The following is an 18,952-nucleotide window of genomic DNA, read 5'->3' as shown; positions in this document are numbered from 1 at the left end:
CCCGTTACCTTTGCCGGATGTTCAGAGCGAGGCTCGGGGTCCGAACCCGCGTGCTCGCCATCGCACTGGTCCCGAGCCTCGCGCTGCTCGCGATCGGTGTGGGTGGCGCGGGGTACTTGGTGGTCGAGGGCAAGCACGCACGGGATTGGGCGGAAGCGTTGAAAGACGCCAACCCGGTTTCCATGGAGTTGATCGAGGCCGTCCAGCAGGAACGTCAGCTGTCGATGGCCCAGATGGCCGGCGGCGACGACGCGAACCCGAAGACGTTGGCGCAGGCGCGGGTTCGGCTCGACAAGGCATTTCAGGGTCTGTCGGCGATTGCCCCGACCATGGCCAAGCTCGGCCCCTCGGGGATCGGCGACAATGTCGGTGGCGTGTACACCCTCGGCACCCAGTTGGCCAGTCTCCGCACGCAGATCGACTCCAACGCGATTCCCGTCGCCGATGTCTACTACTTCTACGGCAAGCTGCTCGAAGTCGTGTGGATCGGCACCCGCATGGTCGCCGACAACGCGCCGACGTCCGAGGTAGCGCTCGAGGTCGCCAACGGCCTGCAGGTCGTGCAGTCCTCCGACATGCTCTCGCGCGAAGCCGCCGCAGCCGAGGTGCTGCTCGCGGGCGGCACGCTGCCACCCGAGCTGGCCATCGAATTCTCCCGCGTCGCAGGCACATACCGGGTGAACCTGGGCGTTCTGGCCGGTGGTGACGGCGGCACCGGTGACAAAGACATGCAAGCCCTCATGAACGATCCCGACTGGACCAAGATCGTCATGATGGAGAACACGCTGATCTCGCGGGCGTTGGATCCGATCACGATTCCGCCCAGCAAGCCCGGCGCCGCGCTGCAGCAGGCGCCGCTGACCTTCACCGCGCAGGAATGGCGCGACACCGTGAACCGGCTCAACACCCAGGTGCTGCACCTGTGGGAGGAGATGAGCAAGCACAACGAGGCGTTGGCCGGTGCCGAGGGTGACCGCAATGCCCGCGACTCCGCGCTCGCCGGTGGCGGCATGCTCGCGGTGTCGGCGCTCGCGTTCGCCGTCTCACTGGTCCTGGCCAACCGGATCATCCGCCGCCTCAAGGGCTTGCGCAACGAGACCCTGGTGCTCGCCGACGAGGGCCTGCCGGAGATCATGGCCCAGCTGCGCGAGGGCAAGGCGGTCGACCCGGTCGCCATGGCCTCCGTGCTGGACTTCGGCACCGACGAGATCGGCCAGGTGGCAAAGGCGTTCAACCACGCGCACGCCGCCGCGGTCACCGCCGCCGTCACCGAGGCCCGCACCCGTGAGGGCGTCAAGGCGATGTTCCTCAATATCGCCCACCGCAGCCAGGTCATCGTGCACCGGCAGCTGGAGATCCTCGACGCCGCCGAGTCGCAGCAGGAGGATCCGGCACTGCTGGACATCTACTTCCGCCTCGACCACCTCGCCACCCGCGAACGCCGCAATGCCGAGAACCTGATCATTCTCGCGGGCGGACAGCCCGGACGGCAGTGGCGTAATCCCGTGCAGCTGCTGGAGATCGTGCGCTCGAGTGTCGGCGAGACCCTCGACTACACCCGAGTCAAGATCGCCCGGCTGCCGGAGGTGGCCATCGCGGGCAGCGCCGTGGCCGACCTCGTGCACCTGCTCGCCGAACTGGTCGACAATGCCGCCCACTTCTCCCCGCCGCAGTCGCAGGTGGAGGTGCGCGGCAATATCGTCGGCAAGGGCGTCGCCATCGAGATCATCGACCAGGGCATGGGCATGCCCGAGGACGAGTTCGCGCGGATCAACGAGATCCTGCGCGACGCACCGGATTTCGGCGCGAGCATGCTGCCCGACGATTTCCGGCTGGGCCGCTTCGTGGTCGCCCAGCTGGCCTCGCGCAACGGCATCACCGTGCGGCTCACCGAATCCGATTACGGCGGCGTGCGCGCCATCGTGCTGGTGCCGACCAGTCTCACCGTGGCGGGTGCCGGCCGGACCGGTGAAATCCCGATCGTGACAAGGCAACTCGACGCCCCGACAGGTGCACCCGCGAGTTATGGGGAGCCGTCCGCGGCGGCCCTGGCGGTGGCCGCGCTGCCGCAGCTCCCGGCGGCCCCGGCCACCCCGCCGTCGATGATCTCGAATTACGAGCTGCCGATTGTCGGCTACGAGTCCTACGAGCGTCCCTTCACGCCGGAGCCGCCCGCGGCGCCCATCACCCCGGCAGCGCCGCCCGCGCCGCAGCCGGAGCAGCCGTTCGGGCCGTCCACCGGGGCGTTCGTCCCGCCCATGTCCTTCGGCGCCGCAGCGCCGTTCGACCCGCCCACCAACCCGCGTCCGACGCCGCCGCCCGCCGAGCAGGCGCCGCCTGCCGAAAACGGTTTCCGGGGTCGCGATTTCGGGCGTTCCCATTACACTGGCTCCGACATCCGGCCCGCGCTCCCGCGTCGGCGCCGGCAGGCAAGTCTCGCACCGGAATTGGCGCAGGAACAGGTGGCTCCCGAGTCGTCGGTCCCGGCCAACCGGTCGGCCGAGCAGGCCCGAGACCTTTTCTCCGCCATCGAGAACGGAACCAGGCAGGGTCGCCAGGCCGACCCGGGTTCTTTCGCGTCCGAGTCGCAGGCAATATACGAACGAGCATCGGAACGACAGGAAGGCGACGGTGACCACCTCAAACGCTGGTGATCTCAACTGGCTACTCGATGATCTGGTCGACCGGCTCGCGGGCGTCCGTCACGCGGTGGTGCATTCCACCGACGGGCTGCTGCTGGGCCGCTCCTCCGCCATGAGCCGCGAGGACGCGGAGCACTTCGGTGCCATGTCCTCCACCCTTTACGGGTTGGCGCGCAGTGCGGGTGGACGATTCGACGGCGGCGGCGTCCGCCAGGCGGTCATCGAACTCGAGCGGGCGGTGCTGTTCGTGACCGCCGCCGGCAGCCACGCCTGCTTAGCGCTGCAGGCCACCGAACAGGCCAACCTCGGCATGGTCGCCTACGAGATGAACCTGACCGTCCAGCGCGTCGGCAACTACCTGTCCACCACGCCCCGCCAGAACCTGGCCGGACAAGGCAACCCCCGACTGTCATGATGCCGGGGCCGGGGGAACAGTGGTTCGATGACGCTGCCGGTCCGCTCGTACGCCCGTACGCGCGGACCGGTGGCCGAACCATGGGCGCGGGACACGATCTGGACATGCTCACGGTGGTAGTGGTGCCCAATGCGGCACCGCCGCTGCGACGTGTCGAACCGGAGTACACGGAAATCGTCCGGTTGTGCAGGCTGCCGCTGTCGGTGGCCGAGGTGTCGGCCGCCCTGCGGCTGCCGCTGGCGGTGACCAAAATCCTGGTGGGGGATTTGATTTCAGACAACATACTCAATTTCCGGGCCCCGGCCTCGCCTGAGACCGTGCCCGGGGACCTCAACATTCTGCGAGCGGTACTCGATGGCATTCGAAAACTCTGATACCGCCCAGCCCATGGCCGCCTCGGTGAAAATTCTCATCGCAGGCGGCTTCGGCGTGGGCAAGACGACCATGGTGGGGGCGATCAGCGAGATCACCCCACTGCGCACCGAGGAGCTCATCACCGAGTTGTCCGCGGGCGTGGACGATCTGCGTGGCGTGGAGGGTAAGACCACCACGACGGTGGCCCTGGACTTCGGCCGCATCACCATCGACCAGAACCTGGTCCTCTACCTGTTCGGCACCCCCGGCCAGGACCGCTTCTGGTTCCTCTGGGACGAACTGGCCCGCGGCGCCCTCGGCGCGGTAGTCCTCGCCGACACCCGCCGCCTCGAAAGCTCCTTCGCCGCAATCGATTTCTTCGAACGCCGCGGCGTCGCCTTCACCGTGGCGGTGAACTGCTTCGAGAACGCGCCCCTCTACACCCCCGTGGAAGTCCGCGACGCCCTCGACCTCGACGAGCGCATCCCGGTCCTCCTCTGCGACGCCCGAGACCGCGCCTCCTGCAAGAACGTCCTCATGACCCTGGTCGAGTACCTGATCGACCGCGCAGCCTCGACCGGTGCCGCGCGCGTCTGATTCGCTACTCCCCCAACGGTAATCGCGCCCGCCCGGAAGTCCGGACGGGCGCGATTGTCGTTTCGGCCGTGGCTGCGGTCAGTCGAACCACTCCGGGTCTCCGGCCGCGATGAGCCTGCGCAGCATGGCGGGATCCTGGAGCGCCTCGTGCAATAACGCACCCAGGCGGCGTAGCGCCTCGGGGTCTTGGCCGTAGGCGACGAAGGTTCCGGCCTCTGGGTCGTAGTTGAGGCGTTCCGACAGTCCGGTCTCCTGGGTGGCGACCGCGGAGCGGGCCACGCCGGCCCAGCCGTAACCGTTTCCGTCGTAACCGAATTCGGCGAAGACGGGTTCGGTGGCCAGCATGTGGTTGTCCGACAGTAGCAGGCAGAAATGGCCCGGCTTGTGGTCGTATTCGAAGAACACCAGTGGAGCGAAGGTCTCGCGATCGGTCACAGGCAGGACTTTAGCGAGACCCTCCGACAACGTCAGTTCGGTTCGACCTCGGCGAAATCGCTGATCCAGCGGTGCGATCCGCGCGGCTGGTTCGGTTCACCGGGGCGGGTGACACCGATGGCCGTCCAGCCTGCCGCCACCGCGGCGTCCACCTCGTCCGGATGGTCGGAGAGGAAGAGGATCTGGTCGGCCGGGACGCCGATGGCGCTCGCGATCTTCTCGTACGAGGCGGCCTCGCGCTTCGGGCCCGCGGTCGACAGGTCGAAGTGACCACTGATCAGTGGGGACAGGTCGCCGCCGCGGGCGAAGGCGAACCAATCCTTCTGATTGCGCACCGAACCCGAGGAGTAGATGTACAGCTCGAGTCCGGCGGCACGCCAGGCACGCAGCACCGGCGGGACATCCGGGAAGAACTCGCCGTGCAGGGCACCGCTGCGGAAACCCTCGGCGCAGATGATGCCCTGCGCCGCCTTGAGCGGTTCGGATTTCACATCGGTGTTGAGCCAGTTGATCAGGATGTCGGCCACGCGGGCGGCATCGGCGTCGGGCTCATCGGCCTGGACGCGAGTGGCCGCGATGATGGAATCCGCTGCGCCGCCCTGGTTCTCGGCCAGCCAGCCCGGGAGCCGGTCGCGGGTGTACCCGTAAAGGTCCTCCCGCACCGAGCTGGTCGGGCTGGTGGTCCCCTCGATATCGAGCACGACCACCGTGATCATGCCGGGGCCAGCAGCTCGTCGAGGGTCGGGAAGCCGCCGGAGATCTTGTCGCCGGTGAAATCGCCGATCCAGCCGTCCTGCTCCTCGAAGAAGCGCACGGCCACGAACTCCGGCCGGGTGCCCATGTCGAACCAGTGCAGCGTGCCCGCGGGCACCGAGACCAGATCGCCCGCGGTGCAGACGGTGGCGAGCACTTCATCGCCCAGGTGCAGGTAGAAGCAGCCCGCGCCGGCGGCGAAGAAGCGGACCTCGTCCTCGGCGTGGCGGTGCTCGTCGAGGAACTTGGTGCGCGCGGCGACCGCCTTGGCGGGCCACTCCGGGTCGGCGTCGTCGGGGTGGATGCGGGCCACGTCGATGAACTTGTAGCGGCCGTCGGCATTGAGTTCGTCGATGCGCGACTGATATTCGGCCAGCAGCTCCTCGGTGGTGGTCGCGGCGCTGAAGCCCTCCAGCAGCGGCCAGCGCTCGAAGGTAATGCCGCGCTTGCCGAGCTCGGCGGCGATCACCGCGTCATCGGAGGTGCGCAGCACGACATCGTTCGCGTCCTTGTCGGACATGATCTGCAACAGAGTCATAAGAGGATCCTTTCTCGGATCTAGTTGTCGCGCACCGGAATCTCACGGTGTCCGGTCAAAGTGGTCAGCTCGCACATGGCCTCGAGGCATTCGGCCCGGTCCCGTGCCTGCGCCAGGGTCGCGCCCCAGGCGGTGATGCCGTGCCCGGCGATGAACAGCACGGGCGGGGCATCGGGATGCTCGGTCAGGTACTTCTCGATGTCCGCGCCGATCTGCGGGACATCGGCATGATTCGGGAACACCGGGATATCGATGAGGTCCGGCCGGGTCGAGCCCAGGCCCTTGATCAGCTCGTATCCCGCGAAACGCGCTGTGGTGACGTCGGGTCCGGCGGTCCTGATCGAAGCCGCGGTCGCGTGCGGCGGGTGTACGTGCACCACCGCGTCCGCGCCGCGGGTGCGATACACGGCCGTGTGAATGGTGGTCTCGGCCGACGGCTTGCGGCCGGACTCGTCGACCGGCTTCGAATCGACGACCGCGACGGTGACCATATCGGTGGCGGTGAGCTCGCCCTTCGACAGCCCGCTCGCGGTGATCACGGCCGTATCGCCTTGGCGCACAGAGATATTGCCCGCCGTGCCCGGCATCCAGCCGCTGGCGTAGAGTCCCCGCGCGATCTCCGCGATCTCGGCACCGGCGGTCAGGGCCGACGTGCCGGAGGCAGCGGTGGCTGATTTGCCGGCGGCGGCGGTCGCTGACGTGCGCGCGGCGGCCGGGTCGGTGAGCACGCCGTACTCGGTGACGACGGCGGTGACCAGTTCGGCCGGGGTGACATCGAAGGCGGGATTGAAAGTCTTGGTGCCCTCGGGAGCCGTTGCGACGCCGCCGAATCCGGTGACCTCGGACGCCGCGCGCTGCTCCACCACGATGTCGGAGCCCCGCGCGGTCGAAATATCCCGCGTCGATTCCGGCGCGACCACGATGAACGGAATCCCGTGATGCCGAGCCGCGATCGCCAGCATGTAGGTGCCGATCTTGTTGGCCACGGCCCCATCCGCGGTGATCCGGTCCGCACCCACCACCACGGCATCCACCTGCTCGGTCGCCATGGCCCAGGCGGCGGCGGAATCGATGGTGAGGCGATGCGCGATACCGGCTTCGGCCATCTCCCACGCGGTCAGGCGCGCACCCTGCAGCAGCGGCCTGCTCTCGTCGACGATCACCTCGGCCAGCGCACCCCGCTGCTGCAGCACCCGCAGTGCACCGATCGCGGTCCCCCACGCGGTGGTCGCGAGCCGACCGGTATTGCAATGGGTGAGCAGTCGCAGCGGCCGATCCCCGCACAGGCGCTGGATCAGATCGGCGGCCTCGGTGGCCGCGGCCAGATTCACGCGACCGTCCTCGGCCAGCAACTCGAGTGCTTCGGCTTCCATCGCCGCCACCCCCTCGGGCAGCTCGGCGAGCGTGCGCTGCACACCCCAGGCCAGATTCACCGCGGTCGGCCGGGCATCGGCGATCCGTGCGGCCTCGGCCTCGACCAGCGCGGTGTCGACGACACCGTCGGTCGTGGCGGCCCGCGCCGCGATCACCACACCGAACGCCCCGCATACCCCGATCGCGGGTGCACCGCGCACGGCCAATGTCTTGATCGCATCGATGACCTCGTCGACCGTCGTGATCCGAAGCTCCCGCAGCTCATGCGGCAGCGCCCGCTGGTCGATGGTGACGAGCACACCGTCGGCCCACGCGATCGAACTCTGATCCATCTATTCGTGTCCTCTTGACTGGAGAATTGCGGCAGCGCCCACGGCCGTGGACACACTCCACCGTATCGAACCCGGATCGACGCCTGACCGGCAGGTTTCGGATCAGCACAATCCGAATAGCGTGGTTTCCGCCCGGGATGCGCGTGCAACCGGTATTGCGGCCCCGGCGTTGTCAGCTCGCGTCCCGCGCACATACCGGATTACCCTCTCGGTATGGCTAGACAGCGTCGCACCCGGAAGATCACCGTGACGATGCCCGAGGAGATAGCCGCCACCCTCGACGATTGGCGCAACTCCGGTCGCATCGCCTCGATTTCGAGCTTCGTCGCCGAATCCGTCAAGGCCCGTGTCGACCGCGCCGAATCGCTGGCCAGACTCGAGAACGCGCTCGGCGGGAGGCCGCCGTTGGATCTGATCAACCGCGCTCGTGCCGTCCAAGGATTGCCACCATTATCCGATGAGGAGGATCCCGGCGACCGCGCCGGCGCGGCATGAGCCCCGCCGCCCCGTCGCTGGGCGGCGTCGTCTTCGACACTGCCGCGCTCACCGCCTGGGCTCACCGCGTGGCCTACGTGCAATCCGTCGTCTGGGCGACCGCGGATGCCGGGCACACCATCATCGTTCCCGCCACCGCCCTCGCCGCCGCCCGCGCGCTGATCCCCCCGGGCCGCCTCGACATCCTCTCGGTGCTGCTGGACCTGCCGAACACGGTGATCCAGCCCCTCGACCGCCCCGCCAGCGATCACCTGGGCGACACCCTGGCCGATCGGCCCGACGCGGACGCGCTGATCCCCGCCGGTCACGCCACTCTCGAAGCGGTGAGCCGGGACTGGCCGTGCCTGACCGACCGCCCCGACACCCTGCGCAAGCTGGATCCGCGCGTGCAGACCGACAAGCTGCCCTGATTCGCTGCGGCGCAATAGGTTTCAGGCGCGGCCGAGTGCGAGCGTCACATTGTGCCCGCCGAAGCCGAACGAATTGCTCAGCGCGTAACGCAGTTCCTGATAGCGCGGCTTGTCGGCGACCACGTCGATCTCGGTATCCGGGTCCGGCGTCTCGAAATTCAAGGTGGGCGGCACGATCTGCTCGTTCAGACTCCGCAGGGTGAGCATCGCCTCCAAAGCGCCGACCGCGCCGATGGAATGACCCAGGGCCGATTTGGGCGCGTACACCGAGGCCTGCGGGGTGACGGCCATGATCGCCTTGGCCTCGGAGGCATCGCCGATCTGGGTGCCGGTGGCGTGCGCATTGACATGGCCGATATCCGAACCGGTCAGCCCCGCTGTCGCGAGCGCCTTGCGCATGGCGCGCGCCGCACCGTCGCCATCGGGCGCGGTGCCGGTGATGTGGTAGCCGTCGGAGGTGATGCCCGCGCCCAGGACCCGGCCGAGGATCTGAGCGCCGCGTGCCCGGGCATGCGCCTCCGATTCCAGCACCAGCAGCGCCCCGGCCTCGCCGAAGACGAACCCGTCGCGGTCTTTGTCGAAAGGCCGTGAGGCACGCGCGGGTTCGTCGTTGCGGGTGCTCATGGCCCGCATCATGGCGAAGCTGGCGATCGGCACCGCGTCGATATGTCCCTCGACGCCGCCCGCGACCACCACATCGGCCTCCCCGGTGGTAATCAGCCGCCAGCCGTGCGCGATCGCCTCAGCGCCGGAGGCGCAGGCCGAAACCGGTGCGTAGACACCGCCTTTCGCGCCGATCTCGAGTCCGACGGTGGCGGCCGCCCCATTGGGCATGACCATGGGCACGGTCATCGGCGGCACCTTGCGATAGCCGCCCGCCCGCATCGCGTCGACCGCGTGCACCAGCGACTCTCCGCCGCCGAGCCCGGTGCCGACCGCGACCGCGAGCCGCTCCGCCTCGACCTCGGGGGTCCCCGCCTCGCGCCAGACCTGCCGCGCCAGCACCACCGCGAGCTGCTGCACGAATGACATCCGCCGCTGCTCGATCCGGGTCAACTGCTCCCCCGGCTGCGCCACCAGCCGCCCGCCGATGCGCACGGGCAGTTCGTACTCGGTGACGAAATCGTCTGTCAGCACCCCGATTCCGCTGTCCCCCGCCAGCAGTCGCGTCCAGGTGGACTCCAGGTCCGCCCCGAGGCTGGTGGTGGCCGCCATCGCGGTCACCACGACACCGTGCCGAGTTTCTGTACCGATCGCTACACTCATGCCGACATGGATACCTGTAGCACCCGCTACAGTCAACCCGTGCCCCGTCCACTCGACCACGCCCGCCGCGCCGACCTGCTCGAAGGCGTCATCGCCTACATCGCCGAACACGGCCTGGCCGAGCTCTCCCTGCGCCCCCTCGCCGACTACCTGGGCACCAGCTCGCGGATGCTGATCCACTACTTCGGCACCAAGGAGGCGATGCTGGTCGCCGCCTTGGAAACCCAGCGCCCGGACATTCCCGCCCTTTTCTCCGGCATCGACTCGGCCGAGATCCTGCGCGAGCGCCTCTCCGCGTCATTCGCCATCAACACCGAAGGCCAATTCGCGCCCAGCCTTCCGGTCCTACTCCAGGTGCTGGGTGCCGCGACAGTCCCCGGCAGTCCGTTCAAGACCTACGCGACCGAGGCGATCGAGGTCCTCGTCACCGCAATGACGAGCTCCCTGAACCGAATAGACCCCACCCTCCCCGACCCCGAAGCCTCCGCCACGCTGCTCATCTCCGGCATGCGCGGCCTGATCCAGGACTGGTGGATCACCGCCGACACCTCCCGCGTCCACCGCGCCGTGGATCTCTTGATAGCCCAGGCCATCCCGACCCGTCAGCCGCCGATCTGAGCGCGGATTCCCGTTGCGACCGCTTCATCTCCGCGGGCGGCCGGATGGAAAGGGATGGCGTCCGGATTACGCGGATCCTGGAAGCCGTTGAGCCAGGGCTCATCGGTGCAGAGCCCATGGCCGGCGGTCGCCGCGCGGGAGTCGAAGAACTCGACGCCCAGCAGTGCCGCGGCCTCCCGCTGGGCCCGGTCGAGGCGATCCAGGGCTTCGATGGCTGCCTGTCCGCGCGGCTGGACGAATCGTGCGACGCCGAAGGCGTTGAAGCACACCGAGTCTCGGCCGCCGGGGAAGAATTCCGGATATCCGACGAGCATGATGCGGGCATTCGGCGCGTAGTACTTGATGTAGGTGATCACGCCGCGCAGCCGGTCGGCGTACTTCTCGCCGGTCAGTTGGGTCGAGTCCACGAGGCGGTTCTGTGCGGCCGCCTCGGTTCCGCACCCTTGGACCAGATCGAGCACGCAGTGTTGCAGGGAATACCACATGGTCGCGTCATTGGCGCCCCAGCGGTCGTTCAACCCGAACTGTAAGGCCACCAACTTGGTTCGCGATCCGAAAGCACCCGCCTGATCAGCCTGTTTCGTTTCCGTACCGGCGGTGTAACTGGGCGGGGTGTCGAGCGACGCCCCCGGACACGACAGGTCAGCATAATTCGAGGTGCCCGCGACTCCCATCAGCGTGCTCAATCGAGTGGGCCACGAGGTATCACCGTGGCGACATTCGACCGCGTGGTCATCGACCATCCAGGCATTGGCGCTGAACGAATCGCCCAGCACCACAAGTTCTTTACCATCGGCCGGAGCCGCCGCACTCATTCCGGCCACACTGATAGACGCCGTGGCCGCCATGGCCAATGCGATCGACGACCGCACAGCCAGCTCACTCAATACACTGAAACGAAACGCTTTCATCCTGCTGGGAGTTAAGCACCGAATTCGCTCGCCCGCTCGATTCCAGTCCCCCAACTTCCTTTCCCCCTGAATTCATGGGCATGAGGTTGGAGTTGGTCGAGCATGCATTGGTGCAGGCAAACGCCTAGAAGGGTGCTGCACCGATGCATGCTCGTGGATCAGGCGGGGGTGAGGTGGGTGCGATTGCGGTGGATGGCGGCGGCCGCTGCGAGTGCGAGGGCGAAGAGGGTGGTGGCGAAGGCGGTGGCGGCGGTGGAGAGGGTGGTCAGGTCGCTCAGGTATCCGGTCGCTACGGGGAGTAGACCTGCGGGGATGTAGCCGCCGATGTTGAAGGCGGCGTTGGCTTCCGCGAGGCGGGCGGTGGGAACGGTGGCGCTCAGGAGGGAGAGGCCGCCGAGTTGGCCGAGACCCTGACCTGCTCCGGCCAACAGGGCCGAGATGATCAGTAGGAATGGCGAGTGCGTGTGGACGGCAATCACCAGGGTTGTCATCGCGAGGCCGGTCGCTCCGGCGGAGACCGTCATGGTTACGGCCCGCGGCAGTGTGCGGGCGGCGAATTGGACGGCGGTGGCGGTGAGGAACATGGCGAAGGCCATGGCGCCGGCGATGATTCGGCTGGTGGTGCCGAGCAGGTTGGAGAGCAGCGTCGGGCCGAGTGCCAGGACGAAGGAGGTCGCGGTGATGCCGGGGGCGAAGACCGCGATGCCGAGCAGGAGTTGACGCCGGTTCTCGGCGGGAACGCGCGGCACGCGGATCCATGATCCGGTACCGCGATCGGCCGGTCGGGCGACGGGCATGCGCAGGACCGTGATGAAAGCGGTTGCGAGCAGCACTATCTCGACGACGAAGACGGTGACCGTCGGGGCCGGGGCGGCCTCGGACAGCACGCCCGAAAGCAACGGCCCGACACCCGCACCCAAGACCATCGCGGTCGAGGCGAACAGTGCGCCGAGGTGTTTGCGTTCGGGTCCGGCGACGTCGGTCACCGCGGCCATGCCCGCCGAAACCGCCGCACCGACCGCGATACCGGTCAGCAGTCGGGCGATCATCAGCGCGATCACGTTCGGCGCGGTCGCGAAGATCAGGCAGGCGGCCACGGCCAGTGCGAGTGCGGGCAGCAGGATCGCCTTACGGCCCAGTCGGTCCGATGCGATGCCGGAGACCAGCAGGGATCCGAGCAGCCCGACGATGTAGAACGCGAAGACCACCGTCATGGTGCCCTTCGAGAATCCGAAGTTCCGCTGCCACAGGCCATACAGCGGTGTCGCCGCGTTCGAGAGCACGAAGATCGCCGTCACGGGCCAGGCCGCCAGCAGGATCCATCCCTTCGGGGCAGCCTGTGCCGGGCTCGCGAGGTCGACCGGGGCCACCGGACGGGATTGTGTCGCAACCACTTCCACTACCTCCACTCATAGTTCGAATCAACTCGAACTAGTACGAATGAAGTCGAACATAGCATGTTGTACGATCAAAGTCGTACAAGTGCCGACCGTGAGGAGTTCGCCGATGTCGACCAAGGTGCGTCCCGTGCCGAAGTTCACGCTCCCGCCGGAACCCGCGGCGGTCCCGGAACCGCTGCCCGAGCCCGGCATCGACGACTTGCGCCTGGAATCCGTCATGGGTGCGCTGAGCGACCCATTGCGCCTGTTCATCGTGCGGAAGCTGTTGCTCGACTCCGAGTCCTACGACCACCCCTGTGGCTGGTTCGGCATCGACCGCCCGAAATCCTCACTGACACACCACTTCAAGGCCCTGCGCGAGGCGGGCGTCACCCGTCAGCGCCAGTACGGCCTCGAACGTCGCAGTCAGGTCCGCGTCGACGATCTGCAATCCCGCTTCCCCGGCCTGCTCGACCTCGTCGCGGCCTGGCAGCCCGCCGACTGAGGCCCGCTAGGCTGCGCGAATGCGGACGGAGCGCGGGCAGCGACTGATCGACACGGTTGCGTGGGTGTGGATCGAGGACGGCAAGATCCTGTGCGCGCGGCCGCGCGGCAAGGATGTCTTCTATATCCCGGGCGGCAAACGCGAAGGCGCAGAGACCGATCTGCAGACCCTCGTCCGTGAGATCCGCGAAGAGTTGACGGTCGAGCTCGCCCCGGAATCCGTGGTTCACGTGGGCACCTACGAGGCCCTGATCCCCGACGCGGTCGTGCGGATGGCCTGCTACACCGCCGAATACGCAGGCACTATCGCGGTCAGCAGCGAGATCGAGGAGATCGCCTGGTTCACCTACGCCCATCGCCCGCAGGTGCCGCCGGTGGATCAGCTGCTGTTCGACGATCTGGTGGCCGACGGCCTGCTCGCAGACTGAAGTGCTGCGGAAACTGAAACATGTACCGACTATGTACTCGCCGGTAATCATACACACCCTGGCTCTTTTGTAGAACGTGTTCTAGTGTGGTGAGCACAACGTTTCCAGTGCCGGAAAGTTCAGAGGAGCCCACCACACATGCGTACCGAGATCTGTGATCGCCTCGGCATCGACGTGCCTATCTTCGCCTTCACCCACTGCCGGGATGTGGCCGCCGCGGTCAGCAATGCGGGTGGTCTCGGTGTGCTCGGCGCGGTCGGCTTCACCCCGGAGCAGCTCGAGGTGGAGCTGCAGTGGCTCGACGAGCACGTGCAGGGCGTCTACGGCGTCGACCTCGTCATTCCCTCCAAGTACGAGGGCAAGGGCGTCGAGGGCCTGAGCCCCGAGGAGCTGGAAGCCCAACTGGCCAAGCTGGTTCCACAGCAGCACCGCGACTTCGCGGAGAAGATCCTCAACGATCACGGCGTGCCGCACCTGCCGCCGGAGGAGAAGCACAATCAGCTGCTGGGCTGGACCGCCACCACGGTCGCCCCGCAGATCCAGGTGATCCTCAAGCACCCCAAGGCGAAGCTGGTCGCCAACGCGCTGGGCACCCCGCCCGATGACGTGATCAAGGAGATCCAGGACTCCGGCCGCCTCATCGGCGCGCTGTGCGGTTCGGTCAAGCACGCGCTCAACCACAAGAATGCCGGGCTCGACTTCGTGGTCATGCAGGGCACCGAGGGCGGCGGCCACTGTGGTGAGATCGCCTCGATGGTGCTGTGGCCGCAGGTCATCGACGTGATCGGCGATATGCCTGCGCTGGCAGCCGGCGGCATCGGCAACGGCCGTCAGGTCGCGGCCGCACTGGCCATGGGTGCGGCGGGTGCGTGGACCGGTTCGCTGTGGCTGACCGTCGAGGAGGCCAATGTGCCGCCCGCGCAGATGCAGACCTACATCGACGCCACCAGCTCCGACACCGTGCGCTCGCGCTCGTGGACCGGCAAGCCGTGCCGCATGCTCAAGAACGACTGGACCGAGGCCTGGGAAGCGCCGGAGAACCCGAAGCCGCTGGGCATGCCGCTGCAGATGATGGTCGCCCTCGACGGCGTCAAGCGTGGCCACCGCTACCCGGAGCAGGCCAAGGACGTGAACTTCAACCCGGTCGGCCAGGTCGTCGGCATGATGAACAAGATGGAGCGCTCCGTCGACGTGGTGCAGCGGCTCATCGCCGAGTACCTGGAGTCCTGCGAGCGGCTCAACAAGCTCAACAACGGCTGACAGACAGCACAATTCGGCGCGCCGGGCAGGGCATACCCCGGCGCGCCGAGTCGTATCCGGGGCGCGGCACGTGGCCGTCGGCTACCGGATCGGACGATCGACCAGGGCTAGTGTGGGGGCATGGGCAAGCTCGAGCGGGTGCTGCGGTCGGCGTACTTCGCGCTGCTCTCGCTGCAGGTTGCCTTCGCGCCCACGGGGGTTCGGGCTCGCGTCGTGCGGCGGATGTTTCGCGCGCCGTTCGAGCTGCGGGAACCGGGACCGGTCCGGTCGGCCGTGCACACGGTGCTGGCGGCCGCGGTCGCCATGGTCGCCTGGTTCGCGGCCTTCCTGATGATCATGGCCGCGGTGCGCGGCATCTTCTACCCGCTGATCGCGGCGCACGACTATCAACATTCCTGGGGCGGGCCCACATTGGCGGGCGCCTGGGCGGTCCATTTCGCCGGGGGCGCGCTGCCGCTGCCCCTGTGGGTGCTGCTGATCGCGGGGCTCGGCCTGCTCGAACTGCGTCTCGCCCAACGGTTGCTGGGGCGCACCGGTCCGTGGTGGCCGGTGCCGGTGGCCGTCGTCCTGTGCGCGGGCGGCATCGCGTTCTTCATAGCCTGGTGGCATCAGATCTGACGCGACACCCGCGACGCGCCGTGATCTGGGCGGAACTGCCTGCACCGTCATTGTTTTCGATCTTGCGACACCTCAGCATGAAGTAGCCGAGTGTGACACCGGTCTCCGAAACCGTCCTGTGGCTTGCCGTTTCGGGCCACCGATTGTCAAGGTTTGCGGGATATGTTGCAGAAGCTACGTTCGTCCCCCGCGCTACGCCGCGCGCTGAAAGCGGCGCTCTCGCTACTGTTCGTGATCGCCCTGGCCGTCGTGACCGTGCTCCTCGAAAAGCACACGGGCACCGGCAAACCGGAGTCGAACGGACCACCGGCCCCGTCCGGTCCCGTGCAACCGGCGGGCTCGGCCAAGGAGATCAGCGCCCTGCTGGGCAAGCTGAAAGTCGCCGACGAACTGCCGATGACCGGCTATTCGCGCGATCGATTCCCGCACTGGGACACCGAGAAACCCGAGCACGGATTCGGTGACTCCTTCGCGCAATACAGCCGCTGCACCACTCGCGATGTGGTGCTGCTGCGCGACGCCACCGGACCGGTGAAACTCGATCCGGCCTCGTGCAAATTAACCGTCGGCAGCAATGGCGGCTGGCGCGACCAGTACGGGGTCATGGACAAGAAGACCAATGCCCTCAAGCCCTATAAGTGGACCACCGATTCCTCGGCCCTCGATATCGACCACATCGTGGCATTGGCCGAGGCCTGGCGGTCGGGCGCGGCCAAGCTGGACGACGACACCCGCCGTCATATCGCCAATGACGCACTGAACCTGACGATTTCCGATCCCACCGCCAACCGCTCCAAGGGCGACCAGGATCCGTCCACCTACATTCCGCCCGGGAATTTCCGGTGCGCCTATATCGGGCACTACATCCAGGTGAAAGTAAAGTACGGATTGAACGTCGATACCAAGGAGCAGGCTGCACTGCAGACCGCGGTGCAGGAATGCGTCACCAAGGGAGGCTTCACATAGTAGCCATCGTCGAAATCCGCAGCGAGACAGCCGTCATGACCCGGGAAGAGGGAACGGTCTCCGGGGATCTCGATGTGACGCTGGATTATTCGGGCCACGGGTTGGTGCGCTATCGCGGCACCGCCACCTGGTACACGATCGGCAATCTGGAAGACGAGGAACCGCGCAGCTGGAGCAGCCTGCAGGATCTGGTCACCGCCATCGAGAACGAGAGCGGTGACCGCGACGCCGCCGGCAATGTGCAGCCGTTCGAGGCGTGAACGCTAGTCGCGCACGGCCTTCAAGGACTCGGCCCGGGTCTTGACCGCATTGGTCATACCCTCGAACCCGGTGGTCAACGCGCTGCCCAGCAGACCGGAGACCACCGGGGCGAGCGGGCCGTTGAGCTGGAAGTGCGAGACGTAGCGGGTGCGGCCGTCCTCGAGCGCGGTCACGTCGTGCGAGCGCTCGCTGCTGAGCAGGCCCAGCGGCGCGGGCTTCATGGCGTAGCTGAATTCCTTGCCCGGCGTGTGGGTGCGGATGAATTCGCGCTGCTGCTTGGGCTTCGGCCCGACCAAGCGCACCTTCATGTCGATCGGTGACCCCGGTTCGAGAGTGGTCTTGCACTCCAGACAGAAGGGATTCCACTCCCCGTAGCTGTCCACATCGGTGAGCACCTGCCAGACCAGCTCGGCGGGTGCGTCGATCTCTACGGTTCTGTCGATCACGAAGGCCATGAGGGAACCTTACTGAAACCCGTTCTAGAAGGTCGGATCGGGCGACACATCGGCTCTCCCGCTACGGTCGACCCATGACGCTCGCCGACCGCTTCCCCGTGCTGCACGCCCCCACCCGCTGGGAGTGGGGCGGCCTCGACGTCCAGTTCTCCACCGAACTCCCGCCCGACGAGCTCGTCACCAACATCCACGTCGTCTGCTTCGTCGGCGACCGCATCGTCCTGTGCCGCGACGCCCGCGACATCTGGTTCCTCCCCGGCGGCACCCGCGAGGCCGGAGAATCCATCGAGGACTGCGTAATCCGCGAACTCATCGAGGAGGCGGGCGCCGAACTCACCGGCCCCATCCACCCGATCGGCGCCCACTACGCCACCACCGACCGCGCCACCCCCTACCGCCCCTGGCAACCACACCCCCACAAGGCCTGGCTCTGGTGCACCGCCGACGTCACCCTGACCGGCCCGCCCACCAACCCCGATGACGCCGAACAAATCCTCGAGGTAGCCACCTTCCCCCTCCCCGAAGCCCTCACCCGCGCCGCCCGAGACGGCCACCACCTCCCCGACCTCCTCACCCTCGCCGCCGAACTCCACCCCCACTAACCCCACCAGAATGCACAGGCGCACAAACACTCTCGGCATTTGCCTGCGTCAGTGCATTATCGCCGGGCGGCTAGGGGCAGAGGGCGTGGGCGAGGAGGGTGGGGTAGTTCGGGATGGTGCCGGAATCGGTTAGGGCGAGGGTTATGGCTCGGCCTTCGGGGGTGGCGCCGGAGATGGTGGTGTAGCCGGCTATGCCGCCGGTGTGGCCGAAGTATCTGGCGCCGCAGGAGAGTTGGGTGTAGCCGATGCCGAGGCCGTATTCGAGGGGGTTGGCGGAGGATTCGGGCAGGGTTGTGAGCATGTCGTGGGATTGGGCGGCGGTGATGATCTTGCCGGAGAGTAGGGCCATGTAGAAGCGGTTGAGGTCGGCGCCGGTGGAGATGAGGCCGCCTGCCGTCCAGGGGATCGACGGTTCGGAGCGGGTCACGTCGGTGGGTTTGCCGTCGACTGTGGTGTAGCCGTGGGGGTGCGGGCCACGGAAATCGACCTCGCCGGGGGCGGGCAGGTAGGTGTCGGTGAGGAGGTTGGGGGTGGTGATGCGGGCGGCGAGTTCCTCGGAATACTCTCTGCCCGAAACCTTTTCGACCAGCATCCCGGCCACGATGAAGTTCGTGTTGGTGTATTCGAACCGCTCCCCCGGCGGGAACTGCGCCGGATGGCGCAGCGCGATGGCGATCTCCTCGGCCGGAGTGAAGGTGCGATGGTCGGCGACGGCCTTCACCTCGTCTAGTTCGGGATCCTCCGACAGCTCGGGCAATCCGCTGCGATGCTGCAGGATCTGGCGCACGGTGATCGCTCGCCCGTCCACGCCATTGCCGGTGAGCAGGCCCGGTAGATAGGTGTCGATCGGCTCATCGAGCCGCACCTTGCCCTCCGACACCAGTTGCATGATCATCGCCGCGGCAAAGGTTTTCGAAATGCTGCCGATGCGGACCTGCTGCGGCGGGGCCATCGGAATCGGTGCCCCGCTGGCGCGATCGGCGACCCCGGCCGTCAGGGTCACCGTCTGCCCGTTCTCGGTGAGAGTGGCGATCACCCCGGTCGTCCCGCCCCGGACCAGCCCGTCGATGTCGTCGCGGATCTGCTCGATCCGCTGCGGCGACACCGCCATCGGGGTCGTCGACACCGGCTGCGGCGCTGTACTGCTCACCGTCCCGCAGCCCGCTGCTCCCGCCACCGCCAGCACCGCCGCCATCAGCCCGATTCGCATACTTCGACGGTAGGGACGACCGCCCACCCGGAACATCCGGACAACCCCTGAGAGCATCCCTGAGAATCGACCCCGACAAGCGGTAGCATTCACTGGGGGGATGAAAACGCGTCCTGTGCAAAGACTTCG

23 protein-coding genes are annotated in these 18,952 nt (G+C 67.3%); 14 read left to right on the top strand and 9 right to left on the bottom strand.

Translation table 11 applies throughout. The features are described from left to right. Positions 1–17 precede the first annotated feature (17 nt). The 4 genes from ACFXHA_RS01675 to ACFXHA_RS01660 are packed head-to-tail and all read left to right on the top strand — an operon-like array spanning position 18 to position 4,008. Positions 18–2,654, top strand: a complete 2,637-nt coding sequence (locus tag ACFXHA_RS01675) for a nitrate- and nitrite sensing domain-containing protein (RefSeq protein WP_379352085.1) — start codon at positions 18–20, stop codon at positions 2,652–2,654. After that, complete coding sequence (locus tag ACFXHA_RS01670) at positions 2,632–3,057, top strand: roadblock/LC7 domain-containing protein (RefSeq protein WP_040808376.1); 426 nt, start codon at positions 2,632–2,634, stop codon at positions 3,055–3,057. Before ACFXHA_RS01675 ends, ACFXHA_RS01670 begins: the two co-directional genes overlap by 23 nt. Continuing rightward, the gene (locus ACFXHA_RS01665; protein ID WP_379352084.1) at positions 3,057–3,431 is read left to right on the top strand and encodes a DUF742 domain-containing protein; all 375 of its coding nucleotides are present in this window, start codon (positions 3,057–3,059) and stop codon (positions 3,429–3,431) included. The genes ACFXHA_RS01670 and ACFXHA_RS01665 overlap by 1 nt, the downstream gene beginning before the upstream one ends. After that, positions 3,412–4,008: an ATP/GTP-binding protein gene (locus ACFXHA_RS01660; RefSeq protein ID WP_379352083.1), complete on the top strand. Its 597-nt coding sequence runs from the start codon at positions 3,412–3,414 to the stop codon at positions 4,006–4,008. The genes ACFXHA_RS01665 and ACFXHA_RS01660 overlap by 20 nt, the downstream gene beginning before the upstream one ends. Positions 4,009–4,086: 78 nt before the next feature. Here ACFXHA_RS01660 and ACFXHA_RS01655 read toward each other — a convergent pair whose 3' ends face one another. Genes ACFXHA_RS01655 through mtnA form a run of 4 tightly spaced genes read right to left on the bottom strand, consistent with a single transcriptional unit; the run spans position 4,087 to position 7,440 of the window. Continuing rightward, the gene (locus ACFXHA_RS01655; RefSeq protein WP_379352082.1) at positions 4,087–4,443 is read right to left on the bottom strand and encodes an immunity 51 family protein; all 357 of its coding nucleotides are present in this window, start codon (positions 4,441–4,443) and stop codon (positions 4,087–4,089) included. Positions 4,444–4,475: 32 nt separating this feature from the next. Next, entirely contained in the window at positions 4,476–5,159 is a 684-nt protein-coding gene (gene mtnC, locus ACFXHA_RS01650) for an acireductone synthase (RefSeq protein ID WP_379352081.1), read from the bottom strand. Beyond that, on the bottom strand, positions 5,156–5,734 hold the full coding sequence (locus ACFXHA_RS01645; RefSeq protein ID WP_379352080.1) for an acireductone dioxygenase: 579 nt from the start codon (positions 5,732–5,734) through the stop codon (positions 5,156–5,158). Before ACFXHA_RS01645 ends, mtnC begins: the two co-directional genes overlap by 4 nt. Before the next feature lie 20 nt (positions 5,735–5,754). Beyond that, on the bottom strand, positions 5,755–7,440 hold the full coding sequence (gene mtnA / locus ACFXHA_RS01640; protein ID WP_379352079.1) for an S-methyl-5-thioribose-1-phosphate isomerase: 1,686 nt from the start codon (positions 7,438–7,440) through the stop codon (positions 5,755–5,757). Positions 7,441–7,653: 213 nt separating this feature from the next. Between mtnA and ACFXHA_RS01635 the strand changes: the two genes are divergently transcribed. After that, on the top strand, positions 7,654–7,935 hold the full coding sequence (locus ACFXHA_RS01635; protein ID WP_379352078.1) for a hypothetical protein: 282 nt from the start codon (positions 7,654–7,656) through the stop codon (positions 7,933–7,935). Then, the gene (locus ACFXHA_RS01630) at positions 7,932–8,345 is read left to right on the top strand and encodes a hypothetical protein (RefSeq protein ID WP_379352077.1); all 414 of its coding nucleotides are present in this window, start codon (positions 7,932–7,934) and stop codon (positions 8,343–8,345) included. Before ACFXHA_RS01635 ends, ACFXHA_RS01630 begins: the two co-directional genes overlap by 4 nt. Positions 8,346–8,366: 21 nt before the next feature. Here ACFXHA_RS01630 and ACFXHA_RS01625 read toward each other — a convergent pair whose 3' ends face one another. Further along, positions 8,367–9,611, bottom strand: coding sequence for a KasA/KasB family beta-ketoacyl-ACP synthase (locus ACFXHA_RS01625; RefSeq protein ID WP_379352076.1), 1,245 nt, complete (start codon positions 9,609–9,611; stop codon positions 8,367–8,369). 39 nt (positions 9,612–9,650) lie between these two features. On the opposite strand from ACFXHA_RS01625, the gene ACFXHA_RS01620 reads away from it, so the two are divergent. Continuing rightward, entirely contained in the window at positions 9,651–10,229 is a 579-nt protein-coding gene (locus ACFXHA_RS01620; RefSeq protein WP_379352075.1) for a TetR/AcrR family transcriptional regulator, read from the top strand. On the opposite strand, the gene ACFXHA_RS01615 is transcribed toward ACFXHA_RS01620, so the two are convergent. After that, positions 10,214–11,101: an SGNH/GDSL hydrolase family protein gene (locus tag ACFXHA_RS01615; RefSeq protein ID WP_379352074.1), complete on the bottom strand. Its 888-nt coding sequence runs from the start codon at positions 11,099–11,101 to the stop codon at positions 10,214–10,216. The two genes, ACFXHA_RS01620 and ACFXHA_RS01615, sit on opposite strands and share 16 nt — an antisense overlap. A gap of 197 nt (positions 11,102–11,298) precedes the next feature. Beyond that, complete coding sequence (locus ACFXHA_RS01610) at positions 11,299–12,534, bottom strand: MFS transporter (protein WP_379352073.1); 1,236 nt, start codon at positions 12,532–12,534, stop codon at positions 11,299–11,301. A gap of 112 nt (positions 12,535–12,646) precedes the next feature. Here ACFXHA_RS01610 and ACFXHA_RS01605 point away from each other — a divergent pair, with 112 nt between their 5' ends. The 6 genes from ACFXHA_RS01605 (at position 12,647) to ACFXHA_RS01580 (ending at position 16,555) form a co-directional block, all read left to right on the top strand. Next, on the top strand, positions 12,647–13,024 hold the full coding sequence (locus ACFXHA_RS01605) for an ArsR/SmtB family transcription factor (RefSeq protein ID WP_379352072.1): 378 nt from the start codon (positions 12,647–12,649) through the stop codon (positions 13,022–13,024). Between the two features lie 19 nt (positions 13,025–13,043). After that, positions 13,044–13,451 carry an NUDIX domain-containing protein gene (locus ACFXHA_RS01600; protein WP_379352071.1) on the top strand — a complete coding sequence of 136 codons (408 nt, stop codon included), beginning with the start codon at positions 13,044–13,046 and terminating at the stop codon, positions 13,449–13,451. Positions 13,452–13,589: 138 nt separating this feature from the next. Then, positions 13,590–14,711: a nitronate monooxygenase gene (locus ACFXHA_RS01595; protein ID WP_379352070.1), complete on the top strand. Its 1,122-nt coding sequence runs from the start codon at positions 13,590–13,592 to the stop codon at positions 14,709–14,711. 120 nt (positions 14,712–14,831) lie between these two features. Beyond that, complete coding sequence (locus ACFXHA_RS01590) at positions 14,832–15,329, top strand: hypothetical protein (protein ID WP_379352069.1); 498 nt, start codon at positions 14,832–14,834, stop codon at positions 15,327–15,329. Between the two features lie 162 nt (positions 15,330–15,491). Beyond that, positions 15,492–16,295: an HNH endonuclease family protein gene (locus ACFXHA_RS01585; protein WP_379352068.1), complete on the top strand. Its 804-nt coding sequence runs from the start codon at positions 15,492–15,494 to the stop codon at positions 16,293–16,295. 35 nt (positions 16,296–16,330) lie between these two features. Continuing rightward, positions 16,331–16,555 carry a hypothetical protein gene (locus tag ACFXHA_RS01580; RefSeq protein ID WP_379352067.1) on the top strand — a complete coding sequence of 75 codons (225 nt, stop codon included), beginning with the start codon at positions 16,331–16,333 and terminating at the stop codon, positions 16,553–16,555. Between the two features lie 3 nt (positions 16,556–16,558). On the opposite strand, the gene ACFXHA_RS01575 is transcribed toward ACFXHA_RS01580, so the two are convergent. Continuing rightward, entirely contained in the window at positions 16,559–17,011 is a 453-nt protein-coding gene (locus tag ACFXHA_RS01575; protein ID WP_379352066.1) for an SRPBCC family protein, read from the bottom strand. Between the two features lie 74 nt (positions 17,012–17,085). On the opposite strand from ACFXHA_RS01575, the gene ACFXHA_RS01570 reads away from it, so the two are divergent. After that, positions 17,086–17,613, top strand: coding sequence for an NUDIX domain-containing protein (locus ACFXHA_RS01570; RefSeq protein WP_379352065.1), 528 nt, complete (start codon positions 17,086–17,088; stop codon positions 17,611–17,613). A 70-nt stretch (positions 17,614–17,683) separates the two neighbouring features. On the opposite strand, the gene ACFXHA_RS01565 is transcribed toward ACFXHA_RS01570, so the two are convergent. Further along, complete coding sequence (locus tag ACFXHA_RS01565; RefSeq protein ID WP_379352064.1) at positions 17,684–18,823, bottom strand: serine hydrolase domain-containing protein; 1,140 nt, start codon at positions 18,821–18,823, stop codon at positions 17,684–17,686. Between the last annotated feature and the right edge of the window lie 129 nt (positions 18,824–18,952).

The sequence above is a fragment of the Nocardia sp. NPDC059240 genome (assembly GCF_042753865.1).
Classification (GTDB): Bacteria; Actinomycetota; Actinomycetes; order Mycobacteriales; family Mycobacteriaceae; genus Nocardia.
Note: the sequence above shows the minus strand (reverse complement) of the source record. Positions and strands in the feature narration are given on the sequence as shown.